Below are 12,945 nucleotides of genomic sequence, written 5' to 3'. Positions count from 1 at the left end.
GAAATTACAGTAGTTAAATAGAGATATTTTAGCTTTTAAGAGAGGGAAGAATCGGCAAAGATGAGTTTTCCTCTGGTGGAGTAAAATCAAGCTTTCTTTCCCCCACCAGAGGAAGAATAATTTCCACAGTTGTTCCTAAACCTTGACCTTGACTAAAGATAGTAATATCTCCCCCCATCATTTTCATAAAATTCTTAGAAATAGCTAATCCTAAACCCGTACCGCTAAATTTTCTAGTTGTGGAACCATCAATCATCACAAAAGGACGGAATAATTTTGATTGCTGCTGGGGGTCGATACCGATTCCTGTATCGATTATAGTGATAATAGCCTGTGGATGTTCTAGGTGAGTTATCAGAGAAATAGTTCCCGTTTCGGTAAATTTAATTGAGTTAGAAATAACATTCAAAATTACCTGTTTAAATTTAGTTGGATCAGCATAGACTACTGGATTTTCTTGACAGAAAAGTAAATTTAATTTTAAGTGCTTACCTTGCAGCGAGGCTGTTTGTAAATTAATAACTTCATTGATAATTTGGTGTAAATATACTGGTTCAGGATTAACGGAAAGTTTGCCCGCTTCTATTTTAGCAATACTGAGAATATCATCAATAATTTCCAAAAGATGTACGGCTGAATTATCCGCTTGTTGCAGATATTCTTTTTCCTCCTCCTCACTATTACAAAATCCATCCATAACGCAACGAATTGAGCCAATAATACCATTGAGAGGGGTGCGTAATTCGTGGGAAGTATTCGCCAAAAATTGGTTTTTTAATTGATTAGCATTTTCCGCTTCTTGCCAACTCTTAACTATTTCCTCTCCCCAAAGACGTAAACGTTCGAGCATTTCCTCTAGGGCCGACGCTAACTGATTAATTTCTCGAATATTAAAGTTTTGTGGTGTAATCTTTTCGGAGGGAATTTTCTGAATATTTAAGGCATAATCTCGCAGTTTTTCTAAAGGTATAGCTAAATCCCTAGCAATGAGTACAATAACTACTAAATAAGCTAATAATAAACCAGAAATTAGATAAAAAATTGCCTCCCAAATTTGTTGTAGAGGAGCCAGAGCTTGGGAGAGGGGACTAATGGCTAAAACTATCCATTTTTGGGATGATTCTCCCGTAACTGGACTGGGAAGGGAGCTATAACCAGCGACTAATTCTTTGCCATCTTTCTCGAAAGAAAATAAATGCAAGAAATTTTGTTTTCCTCGGATAGCATTATTGATAATACTATTTAAGCGTTCAGCATCAGCTTCTTGACTGATATGGCTACCAATGCGATCAAAATAGGGATGAGCGAGAATAATGCCATTTTCAGAAATAACCACGGGATAACCTGACAAAGAACCGGGTAAAACCTTCTCACGGTAAAGTAGAGAAGTTTGCAGAATCAGACTAGATTGTAATTGTCCTTGATTATCGTAGATGGGAACAGCAAAAACTAATTCTAATTGACGATTATTATTGGGAGATTTGCTTAAAAGTTGTCGAGGTAAACTTCTAATTAAAATATTTTCCATATTTCCAGCAAAGCTAGTCCGTTTTTTTGTCCATTTTTCCAGAGGCAAAACTTTGATAGTTTCTGGGTCACAGGCTCGATTTAATAAAGATTTCTTGGTCTTAATATCAATTAACTCCAGACAGTTAATCTGATTAGGAAGCTGGTCCGTGAATTCTTGTAAAAAAGTTTCTTTTTCGGCTAAGGTTCCCTGTTTTAAAACCAGACTCTCACCCGCAGTGATAAGATTGGCCCGCAAAAATTGAATTGATTGCTCAATATTGTCTGCTTTTCTGATGGCACTTTCGGTGAGATTTTGACGGGCCGTTTCCAAAAAAGCCGATCGCGCCTTACGATAGGTGACATAAACTCCCATCAGTAGTACAGGTACACTGACTAGGAGTAAGCGAGAGAGCAGAATACGACGAAAGGAGGATTGACCGATAGACATGGGCGAAAATTGCTTTGATTCTTGCTATCAAACTCCAGACTATACTAGCCTATTCACCAATCAGACTGGGTGATAACCCCGAGCATTTGCCATGAATCGTCCTCACACCACCGTTATTTTAGCCATGAGTGCCGATGGTAAAATTGCCGACGCTTACCAGTCAGCGGCCAGATTTGCCTCTGCTACCGATAAAATGCGTCTAGAACAACATTTATCCTCCATGGATGCCGCTTTATTCGGTGCTAACACCCTGCGTGCTTATCACACCAGTCTTCCTATCCGTCATGGCGATTTTCTCGCATACCGTCAACAACGGGGATTATCTCCGCAGCCGATACAGATCGTTTGTTCTTATTCAGGACAGCTTGATCCCCAGATGAAATTTTTTCAGCAGCCTTTCCCGCGCTGGTTAATCACGGCAGCGGAAAAAGTGGCGGCATGGGAAAATCGGGGTTTATTTGAGCTTGTCTTAGTCTGCGGCGATTGGAAGGCTATTTTTAGTCAATTTACCGCCCTAGGTATCAAAAAACTGGCGATTCTGGGAGGAGGTGAATTAATTGCCTCTCTTTTAGCTGAAGATTTAATCGATGAAATCTACCTAACCATTTGTCCGTTGCTGTTAGGAGGCAATAAAGCGGCAACTCCCCTGGGAGGAACTGGATTTCTGGCAGATTCTGCCAGAAAATTACGACTTTTGAGCGTGGAAACCGTGGAAGCAGAAATTTTCCTACATTATTCCCTTGAACGAGATTCCCACAAATCTCAAAACTAGATTACCTTAAATAAAAAGGTTGACTTATCTTGTCCCATGGTAGAACAGCTTAAACCTCAATATTCTGTCGCTTGGATTGATAAAATGAGTGAGATTCCCCAACAAAAATGGGATGCTCTCGCTCAACCCCTAACTACTCCCTTTCTAGAGTGGGAATGGTTACATAATATCGAAACTTCTGGCAGTGCCACGGGACGCACCGGGTGGCAACCGGCTCATCTCACAGTTTGGCGCGGTGCTGAGTTAATTGCCGCCGCTCCTTTGTATATTAAAAGTCATAGTTACGGTGAATTTGTCTTTGACCACCAATGGGCAGATCTTTCCCATCGTTTGGGGATTAGATACTATCCGAAACTGTTAGGAATGACCCCTTTTACTCCGGCGGTAGGTTATCGTTTTTTAATTGCTCCGGGGGAAAATGAACTGGAGATTACGGCTTTAATGATAGCGGCAATTGATCATTTTTGTGATCAAAATAATCTGTCGGGTTGTCATTTTCTTTTTGTGGATCCCCAATGGCGAATTTTAATGGAAAATTTTGGCTTTACTCCCTGGTTACATCATAGTTATATTTGGAATAACAAAGGGTTTCAAAATTTTGAAGATTATCTGACGGTTTTTAATGCTAATCAACGCCGCAATATTAAACGGGAACGGAAAGCGGTGACTAATGCGGGGTTAATTATTAAAACTCTGGCTGCCGAAGAAATTCCCCATCATTTGTTCCCGTTAATTTATCGGTTTTATAGCAGTACCTGTGATAAATTTTACTGGGGAAGTAAATACCTGACACAGAAATTTTTTGAACAATTATATCCGAATTATCGTCAGCGAGTGGTTTTGATTACTGCCTACCAAAATGAAAAGGATACTAAACCCGTGGGTTTATCTTTTTGTATTCGCAAAGATACTAATCTTTATGGTCGTTACTGGGGCAGTTTTCAGGAGTACGACTGTTTACATTTTGAAGCTTGTTACTATCAACCGATCGATTGGGCAATTAGTCAAGGTATTACCATGTTTGACCCTGGAGCGGGAGGACAACACAAAAAAAGACGGGGGTTTCCCGCTACTGCTAATCATAGTTTGCACCGTTTTTATCATGGCAAAATGAATCAAATTCTCCGCAATTATATCCAAGAAATTAATCAAATGGAACAGGAAGAAATCGAGGCAATCAATCAAGATTTACCCTTTTCTAAGAGAGAAATTGAGTTGAACGAGTAATTTAGATAGGGTTTGTCCCTATTAGTGCAATCAACTATGAATACGAGGTTCTGGGTGCAGATTGGCTAAAATCTCACTTTCGATCGCCGCTAGGGTTTCTAAACGTTGCTCGATCACTGTACGTTCAAAATAATCCGCTGCTAATAGCCAGTAAATACCATAATGACGCGCTTCGGAAGCCATTAAACCGCGATAAAATTGAGCTAATTGAGGATCGGGACAATACTCTCCCAATAAACCCAATCTTTCGTGGGAACGCGCCTCGATTAAAGCTGATATTAACAGCGAATCCAAAAGGCGATCGGGTTCTTGGTGACGAATCTGCGCCTTTAATTTAGCACCATAAGGGGGAGAATTTAAGGGAGCGAGGGGAATTCCCCATTTATCTAACCATTGATTTACCTGTTCAAAATGTTCTAATTCCTCTTGTGCGATCGCTGTTAATTTCCGCACGAGGGAAGCGTAGGAAGGATAACGAAACATGAGATTTAAGGCCACTCCTGCCGCTTTTCGCTCACAATGGGAATGATCGAGCAGAATAATCTCTAAATTATTAATTGCCTGTTCTATCCAATCCTCAGAGGTGGCACTGACTAATAAATTAATCTTTCCCATCGTCGCTGATTCCAATTTGCTGCCTCTTTCACCCTAACCCAAAAAGTCAAATATTTGCCGAAAAAAGCAGACTTTGCCATTCTAAAAGTACAGGAATCGGGATGTTAAGATGACGGGGAGCCTCTAGGGGTAGGGAAAGTTCGATCGCTTCAGTAACGGGTAGCTGCGGTAAGATATCCTGCATCTCGTACTGACCGACGTTAGCTGCTGGTGATTTTTCGGCAAAAGCATCCTTAGCCGCTAAAATTTCGCCTTTAGCTGTCGTTATCGTCAATCTTTCTCCATGGAGAAACTCAATCCCTTCAGGAAATCCCACCAAGCGCAAACTAATTTCTAGGGTTTCCCCATCCTTAATTCGTTTGAACAACACCACCTGCCAAGGACTACCTGTATCATCGCGCAAACTATGACGGGATTGATACAACAGCTGCCCTGGCCCCTCTAGCTGTTGTCGAGTTAGAGCTAGTGCAGACAAGGAAACATCAATCTCAAAGCTGATAAACAGCAAAAAACTCACGAGAACACAAAATAATAATAGAAATCGTTTCATAACTTTATTGACATAATAGATAAAATATGAGATCAACTTTGCACCCTTAGCCAAGCTAAGGCAATTGTATCGCCATATAGTTATACTAGCATACTGTTTAAAAGGGATAGGAGAGTGGGCAGCACCAAAGCTAGGTCGAGGAAGTTTGAGCATTTGTACTAAAATTTCCCATATGCAGTTTAAATGCAGTACAGCTGATCAAAAACTAAGGACACGGCTTCTGTGATAGCCTAGATGATTGGTGAAGCATAAACACGGCCAATCAATCAGATGGATTTTTTACTTGAAGTCGGTACAGAAGAACTACCCGCAGATTTTGTCGATAGCGCGATCGCACAATTGCAGGAAAGAGTTAGCAAGAGTTTAGAGACGGAATCTCTGGATGCGACTGCTATTCAAGTTTACGGAACCCCGCGCCGTTTGGCCGTGTTAATCACAGGATTACCGAAGGAGCAAGAAGCTCGCAGCGAGGAGATAAAAGGACCGCCAGTTAGTGCCGCCTACAAAAATGGCCAAATTACCCCCGCTGGTGAGGGTTTTGCTCGAAAACAGGGAGTTAGCACCGCTGCTTTCTCCATTCGTGCCACAGACAAAGGAGAATTTGTCTATATTGAAAAAACGATTCCGGGTCGTCCAACAGCCGAGATTTTAACTGAATTAATTCCCCAATGGATTACCCGTTTGGAAGGAAGACGTTTTATGCGTTGGGGAGATGGAGATTTAAGATTTCCCCGGCCAATTCGTTGGTTATTAACTTTAGTGGATGGGGAAGTTTTGCCCCTAGAATTAATTAATGGCTCTACCACTTTAACCAGCGATCGCTTAACTTTTGGTCATCGCATTCTACACCCGCAATCCCTAGCCATTAGTCACCCCCAAGCATATTTAACCAGTTTGCGATCAATTTTTGTGGAAGCGGATCCGCAAGTGCGTCAACAGATAATTACTGATCAGATTACCACCCTGGCTAAAAAACTCCAGGGAGTGGCAGAAATTCCCGCCGATTTATTAGCAGAAGTGACTAACTTAGTCGAATATCCCACGGCAATTGTCGGCAAATTTGACGATGAATTTCTGGAATTACCCCCGGAAGTAATTATTACCGTGATGGTGACACATCAGCGTTATTTCCCAGTGAAAACTCCCCAGGGTTTGTCACCCTATTTTATTACTATTTCCAATGGCGATCCCCAGAAATCTGAGATTATCTCCGCGGGAAATGAAAGGGTTATCCGCGCACGGTTAGCTGATGCCAGATTTTTCTATACTGCCGATTGTGATGAACCCTTAGATAGTTTTCTTCCCCAACTGGAAACCGTCACTTTCCAAGAAGAATTGGGAACCATGCGCGATAAAGTCGATCGGATTATGGAAATTGCCCAGATGATTGTCGAACAGTTAAATCTCGATGAACAAAGTCGCAGTGATATAGAGTCCACTGCCATGCTTTGTAAAGCGGATTTAGTTACCCAAATGGTCTATGAATTTCCAGAATTACAGGGAGTAATGGCCGAAAAATATGCTTTAATTAGTGGTGAATCGGCTATAGTTGCCCGGGGCATTTTTGAACATTATCTGCCTCGCAATGCCGGGGATTTACTCCCGGAAACAATCACTGGTCAAGTGGTGGGAATTGCTGATCGCTTGGATACTTTAGTCGGTATTTTTGGACTGGGAATGCTGCCCACTGGTTCCTCAGATCCCTTCGCTCTCCGTCGGGCTGCCAATGCAATAATTAGTATTATCTGGTCAGCCAATTTTAATATCAATCTTTTGGCATTAATTGAGCAGATAGCTAAGGATTTTGTTACCTGTCATCCCGATAAACCCAACCCTGCAAATCTGATTAAAGATTTCTTTTTACAACGTCTGCAAACTCTCTTAATTGATGATTTGAGGATAGATTATGATCTCGTTAATGCAGTTTTAGGGGAAAACGATCCAGAGTATAAGTCTCGCGCTTTAGAAAATTTATTAGATACCCGTGAACGCGCTCGCTTTTTATGCCAAATTCGTCAGGATGGTCAGTTAGCCAACATCTATGAAACCGTCAATCGCTCGACCCGTTTGGCACAAAAAGGAGATTTAGATACAACTACCCTAGAAACCAAGGGAATCATCAATAGGGAGTTATTTGAACAATCCTCCGAACAAGCATTTTATGACGCTTTAATTGCCCTAATTCCCGAAACTATTAGCGCAAGAGAGCAAAGAGATTATCAGCGTCTTGTCACTGCTTTAACGGCAATTTCTCCCCTGGTGGCTGACTTTTTTGATGGCGAAAATAGTGTATTAGTCATGGCAGAAAAAGAATCCGTCCGTCGCAATCGTTTAAATCTGTTGGGTTTACTGCGAAATCACGCCCGAGTCTTAGCAGATTTTGGGGCAATTGTCAAGGGATAATTCAGTTATCAGTTATCAGTTATCAGTTATCAGTTATCAGTTATCAGTTATCAGTTATCAGTTATCAGTTATCAGTTATCAGTTATCAGTTATCAGTTATCAGTTATCAGTTATCAGTTATCAGTTATCAGATTTGAGTTTTGGCTCTTCTAGGTTCTGTGTGATCAGTTTAACTTACCATAGAAGTGATCGATCTTTGTGTCCTTTGTGTCTTTGTGGTTCGTTCCACCCCCTCGCTAGGAAGAATGTATCTTATGAATACATTTTACCCACCAAATCCAAGAGAGCCGAGTTTTCAGTTCACTGATTACTGTTCACTGTTCACTGAAAACACTTCCTAATTCATAATTCATAATTCCCCACTGCTCACTGATTGCTGCTCACTGATAACTGAAATGGCCGATTCCGAACTACAGCAACAAGTCCAAAGATTACATCGACTGACGGTATGGGGTCGTTGGTTATTCGTGTTGGGTTGTTGGTTAGGGATTGGTTCGGCTAGTTTATGGCTTTTACTCGATGATATAGCCTTAATACGGCAGTATTTTACTTGGACAGCCCTAAGATACGCTTTAGCTTTCAATTACTGGGCTTCTATCGGTCTAGCCTTTTGTCTTGCCATTACAGGAGCAGTGTTAGTCTGGCAAAGTCGCAACATTATTTTAGGACTTTCCCCCAGAGAAAAACTGCGCTTAGAACAACGGGTGCAGAAAATTCGGGATAAAGGGCCGAGTCATCCCCTCTGGCGCTGGATCTTAAAAAGCAGGAAAAAAGACTTACAATAATAAAGCTTTGCTGAAAGCTGAAGGCTAGAATCCCCACTAGATATAATTCTTGACGCAACAACTATTGACTTTTGAATCCACCTATGACCGTGACTCCCCAAGCTCCTCCGAAAACTCGCCGCGTGGTTTTTCCCTTCACCGCTATTGTCGGCCAGGAAGAAATGAAATTATCCCTAATGCTCAACGTCATCGACCCCAAAATTGGCGGGGTGATGATTATGGGGGATCGAGGTACGGGAAAATCGACCACAATTAGGGCTTTAGCTGACCTTTTACCAGAAATTGACGTAGTTGCTAACGATCCCTTTAATTCTGACCCCAATGATACCGATTTAATGAGCGATGAGGTGCGGCAAAAGGTGGATGAATCCATTCCCTTGACCATTGCCAAGAAAAAAGTGACGATGGTAGATCTGCCCCTCGGTGCGACGGAGGATCGGGTCTGTGGCACGATTGACATCGAAAAGGCCCTGTCAGAAGGGGTAAAAGCTTTTGAACCTGGTTTGCTGGCCAAAGCTAACCGCGGCATTCTCTATGTGGATGAAGTCAATTTACTTGACGATCACCTCGTCGATGTGCTATTGGATTCGGCCGCTAGTGGTTGGAATACGGTGGAACGGGAAGGAATTTCCATCCGTCACCCGGCCCGGTTTGTTTTGGTGGGATCGGGCAACCCAGAAGAGGGAGAATTGCGCCCACAACTGCTCGATCGCTTCGGAATGCACGCAGAGATTCACACCGTCAAAGAACCGCCTCTACGGGTCAAAATCGTGGAACAGCGTGCGGAATTTGATGGCAATCCCCTCTCGTTTTTAGAGAAATATAACTTAGAACAGGAAGAACTGCAAAGAAAGCTCGTGGAGGCCCAGAATCTTTTGCCTTCTGTGGAGCTTGATTATGATCTGCGGGTGAAAATTTCCGAGGTTTGTTCCGAGTTGGACGTGGATGGATTGCGCGGCGATATCGTTACCAATCGCGCCGCTAAAGCTCTGGCCGCTTTGGAAGGACGGACGACTGTGACGGTAGATGATATCCGTCGGGTAATTGTTCTCTGTTTACGTCACCGTTTGCGGAAAGATCCGCTAGAATCGATCGATTCTGGTTATAAAGTCTTGAAAGCTTTTAATCGCGTCTTTGGATTAGAGGAAAATTCCTAAATCTAATTCACCCTCTCTTCCCAGAGAGGGTTTTTGACTGGATTGAGAGATGAAGGCCAAAAAGGGCTAGATGTGGCCAAATAAGCTAGAATTTTATCGATCGCTGTTATTCTCTGGGGGAATGTCGATGTGGGTTGAAAGTATAACACTCGAAAACATTAAATGCTTCCAGAATCAAGAGATTAAATTTATTATTCGTAATCCCGATAATAAACGTCGTCAGGATGCTAAACCTTATCATTGGATCACTTTATTAGGAGAAAATGGAGTAGGAAAAAGCACGATTTTACAGGCTTTAGCTTTACTGCTCGCAGGACCAGAAGCAGCCAAAGAATTATTACCACGTCCGACTGGTTGGATATGTAATCCTAAAACACCGGGTAAATTAACCGCAGTGCTTCATCAGGAAGATGGGGATGCGGGAAAATTTGGTACGGATAAAACTCGAAAAACTTTTGCTTATTCCTATTTTGTTACAGGCAAGGAAAGGTTAGAGTTAGGAGGCAGTAAGGACAAACAAACCTATACAGAACCAGCATTAATCGAAGAAAATAGCAAAATTTTAAGTTGGTTGCGAGCCAATGCTTTTGCCTCCGATAATCATGGTTGGTTTGCCGTCGGTTATGGAGCTTTCCGTCGTTTGACACGAGTGAGTCAAGTGATTATTCCTAGTCTTGAACCTCCGCAACGCTCTAGCAACTTTTTCAGCCAATTTAATGAGGATACATCTTTAAGTTCTTTTGAGAGATGGATGGTGTATTTAGATTATCGAATAGCCAAAAATCCTGAAGATAGTCAAGCCAAACAAATGAAAAAAATCGGCGAAGAAGCAATTACTAAACTGTTACCCGGTAATGTAGAAATTGCTGAAGTAACTGCCGATGGCTTGATTCAGTTTCTAGTTAACGGTCAAAAAGTTCCAACCATTAGTTTATCCGATGGTTTTCGGAGTATGATTGCTTTAGCTGGGGATTTAATTTGGCGATTATTACAATCCTTCCCCAATCTAGATAACCCCACAGAGGCTTCTGGAGTCGTCTTAATCGATGAGTTAGATATTCATTTACATCCTTCTTGGCAAAGGGAAATTGCTGGATGGTTACAGGAAGTTTTTCCCAAGCTTCAATTCTTTGTCGCTACTCATAGTCCTTTAATCGCTGCCGGTGCGGGGGAAAAGTCTTTAACCCTACGAATCGATCTGGTAGAGGGTGAATTAGAGATTGTAGAAATTCCTTATTTAGAATTAGCGGCTAATGTTGATCGTACTTTAACAAGTGCTGCTTTTGGTTTGAAATCAACCTTTCCCACTGATACAGAAAATAAAATTAAGCGTTACCACCAACTAAATCGTAAAAATAAAAATCTGGCAGCAGAAGAAAAGGAAGAATATGAACAACTGTCATTATTTGTTGGAGAAGTTAAACCCTTTAGCGAAATTAGTCAACCTAATAGTTTAGAATCCCGAATTGATGCCTTACTAGAGGAGCGTTTATCTTGATTCCTGTCACCAGAATATCAGAGCCACGCGTATTAGCTAAAAATGCCGCTCGTTGGCTAGAGGCTTTAGAATCAATAAAATCAAACAACAAGGCAACTAAAGCTCAAATTAACCAAGCACAAAATAAATACAGTCATCCGCAAGTTAAAGACGCATTAGTTAAAATGTTTAATGGGAAATGCGCTTACTGTGAAAGTAAGATTACAGTGGTAACTTACGGAGCGATCAAACATTTTTATCCAAAAAGCCAGTATCCTGATCTGACTTTTACTTGGGAGAATTTACTGCTTTCTTGTGATAAATGTAATGATGCCAATCACAAAGGCACAAATTTTCCTCTCGATGATATCACGGGAAATCCTCTGTTAATAGACCCCACGGATGGAGTAAGCGATACGAATACACATCTTGAATTTGTTTGGGATGAAATGGCAAAATTGGCCAGTGTTTATGGTCGGGATCGGCGTGGTCAAATTGTTGAAGATTTGTTCGATCTCAATGGTATGCGTGGACGAAAAGAATTAATTAACTATCGTAGTCAATATATTAAAAAGTTGTTAGCATTATTACGTTACGCAAAACAAGGAGACTCGGAGGTTTTATCTGTACTGCAAGAAGCTTGTCAACCGGGAGCGGAATATTATGCTTTTGCTAGTATTTATATACTGCCTCATTTGCCTCCCTAAAATCAAGGGTAATTATTATCTACAGTCTGAAAAACAAAATTTATCGCTTATTATTCTCACCTTACTTGCTATTTATGTCTCGTCCTGTTGTTTATTTTGCCGTTACTAATCATGGTTTTGGCCATGCTGTCCGCAGTGCTTCGGTGGTAGCTAATATTATTGAACTTAATCCCGAAATTTTGCCGATCTTAGTCACCACGGCCCCGCGCTGGTTATTAGATTCCTACATATCTGGAGAATATATTCAAAGACATCGGGGGTTTGATGTGGGAGTAATCCAATCGGATAGTTTAACGATGGATAAATTAGCTACCAAAGAAAAATTAGAACAAATAATTGCTCAATCAAGGGCAATTATTGCCAGTGAAGTTAATTTTATTAAAACTAATCGTGTGGGTTTAGTTGTGGCTGATTTACCGCCTTTAGCGGCACTAATTGCCAAAAGTGCGGGGCTTCCTTGTTGGATGATCGGTAACTTCGGCTGGGATTTTATCTATCGTGATTGGGGTGAAGAATTTGCCAGTATTAGTGATTGGATTAGTCGTTGTTATAATCAATGCGATCGCTTGTTTAAACTGCCTTTAGCAGAAGCAATGACAGCATTTCCCCATGTTACCGAGGCAGGTTTAACCGGGGGTACACCTCGCTACAGTGAAGAAGAATTGCGACAGGAGTTTAAGCTAAATACCCCTAAAGAAAAAACTATTTTATTGAGTTTTGGGGGGTTAGGATTAGAAGCAATTCCCTATGATAACCTCGCCAGTTTTCCCGATTGGCAATTTATCACTTTTGAAAAAAACGCGCCCGAACTGCCCAATTTAGTCCGCTTACAGGATAAACCAGATCGGAGCTATCGTCCTGTGGATTTTATGCCCCTGTGCGATCGAATTATTTCCAAACCGGGATATAGTACCTTTGCCGAGGCTTTAAAATTAGAGGTTCCGATTGTTTCTCTGATGCGAGAAGGTTTCGCCGAATCAGCGATTTTATTGGCTGGAATCCAAGATTATAGTTATCATCAAATCATTAGCAGTGAAGAATTTTTTCAGGGTAATTGGGACTTTTTACGCCAAGCCCCCCAACCGCCAAGATTAAAGGTTAAACTGCCTAAAGATGGTGCAGAATCGATAGCAAGAGCTATCGTAGAATACTTTGAGAGGTGATAAAAATGATTAACTTAGCCAATTTAACCTCGGATGATTAGCGGTGAATTTAGTTATCGGTCAGCCGTCCCTTATTTATTTAACAAAGTCCTAGAAACCAGCCAAATTACCGCACTATTTTTTGATAATCAC

11 protein-coding genes and 1 pseudogene are annotated in these 12,945 nt (G+C 41.4%); 9 read left to right on the top strand and 3 right to left on the bottom strand.

All coding sequences use genetic code 11. The features are described 5' to 3' along the window. Positions 1–28: 28 nt before the first annotated feature. Positions 29–1,957, bottom strand: coding sequence for a sensor histidine kinase (locus VL20_RS14700; RefSeq protein WP_052276926.1), 1,929 nt, complete (start codon positions 1,955–1,957; stop codon positions 29–31). A gap of 91 nt (positions 1,958–2,048) precedes the next feature. On the opposite strand from VL20_RS14700, the gene VL20_RS14695 reads away from it, so the two are divergent. After that, the gene (locus tag VL20_RS14695) at positions 2,049–2,729 is read left to right on the top strand and encodes a RibD family protein (RefSeq protein ID WP_052276925.1); all 681 of its coding nucleotides are present in this window, start codon (positions 2,049–2,051) and stop codon (positions 2,727–2,729) included. Between the two features lie 36 nt (positions 2,730–2,765). Beyond that, on the top strand, positions 2,766–3,956 hold the full coding sequence (locus VL20_RS14690; protein WP_052276924.1) for a GNAT family N-acetyltransferase: 1,191 nt from the start codon (positions 2,766–2,768) through the stop codon (positions 3,954–3,956). A gap of 30 nt (positions 3,957–3,986) precedes the next feature. On the opposite strand, the gene VL20_RS14685 is transcribed toward VL20_RS14690, so the two are convergent. Together VL20_RS14685 and VL20_RS14680 are read right to left on the bottom strand one after the other, a co-directional pair. Next, positions 3,987–4,571, bottom strand: coding sequence for a MiaE family protein (locus tag VL20_RS14685; protein ID WP_052276923.1), 585 nt, complete (start codon positions 4,569–4,571; stop codon positions 3,987–3,989). Between the two features lie 46 nt (positions 4,572–4,617). Then, positions 4,618–5,121, bottom strand: coding sequence for a DUF3122 domain-containing protein (locus tag VL20_RS14680; RefSeq protein ID WP_044034850.1), 504 nt, complete (start codon positions 5,119–5,121; stop codon positions 4,618–4,620). 270 nt (positions 5,122–5,391) lie between these two features. Here VL20_RS14680 and glyS point away from each other — a divergent pair, with 270 nt between their 5' ends. The 7 genes and pseudogenes from glyS (at position 5,392) to VL20_RS14650 (ending at position 12,813) form a co-directional block, all read left to right on the top strand. Then, positions 5,392–7,524: a glycine--tRNA ligase subunit beta gene (glyS, locus tag VL20_RS14675; protein ID WP_052276922.1), complete on the top strand. Its 2,133-nt coding sequence runs from the start codon at positions 5,392–5,394 to the stop codon at positions 7,522–7,524. A gap of 160 nt (positions 7,525–7,684) precedes the next feature. Continuing rightward, positions 7,685–7,872 (top strand): annotated as a pseudogene (locus tag VL20_RS33790) (hypothetical protein). Between the two features lie 47 nt (positions 7,873–7,919). Beyond that, positions 7,920–8,309, top strand: coding sequence for a hypothetical protein (locus tag VL20_RS14670; RefSeq protein WP_052276921.1), 390 nt, complete (start codon positions 7,920–7,922; stop codon positions 8,307–8,309). Between the two features lie 83 nt (positions 8,310–8,392). Further along, positions 8,393–9,466, top strand: a complete 1,074-nt coding sequence (gene bchI, locus VL20_RS14665) for a magnesium chelatase ATPase subunit I (RefSeq protein WP_052276920.1) — start codon at positions 8,393–8,395, stop codon at positions 9,464–9,466. 127 nt (positions 9,467–9,593) lie between these two features. Next, positions 9,594–10,964 carry an AAA family ATPase gene (locus VL20_RS14660; protein ID WP_052276919.1) on the top strand — a complete coding sequence of 457 codons (1,371 nt, stop codon included), beginning with the start codon at positions 9,594–9,596 and terminating at the stop codon, positions 10,962–10,964. Continuing rightward, positions 10,961–11,650, top strand: coding sequence for an HNH endonuclease (locus VL20_RS14655; RefSeq protein WP_052276918.1), 690 nt, complete (start codon positions 10,961–10,963; stop codon positions 11,648–11,650). The genes VL20_RS14660 and VL20_RS14655 overlap by 4 nt, the downstream gene beginning before the upstream one ends. Positions 11,651–11,724: 74 nt before the next feature. After that, the gene (locus VL20_RS14650) at positions 11,725–12,813 is read left to right on the top strand and encodes a glycosyltransferase family protein (RefSeq protein ID WP_052276917.1); all 1,089 of its coding nucleotides are present in this window, start codon (positions 11,725–11,727) and stop codon (positions 12,811–12,813) included. Positions 12,814–12,945: the final 132 nt, after the last annotated feature.

It is taken from the genome of Microcystis panniformis FACHB-1757 (assembly GCF_001264245.1).
In the GTDB taxonomy this organism is placed as follows: Bacteria; Cyanobacteriota; Cyanobacteriia; order Cyanobacteriales; family Microcystaceae; genus Microcystis; species Microcystis panniformis.
The sequence above is the reverse complement of the archived record's forward strand: the minus strand, read 5'-3'. Positions and strand labels throughout refer to the sequence as shown.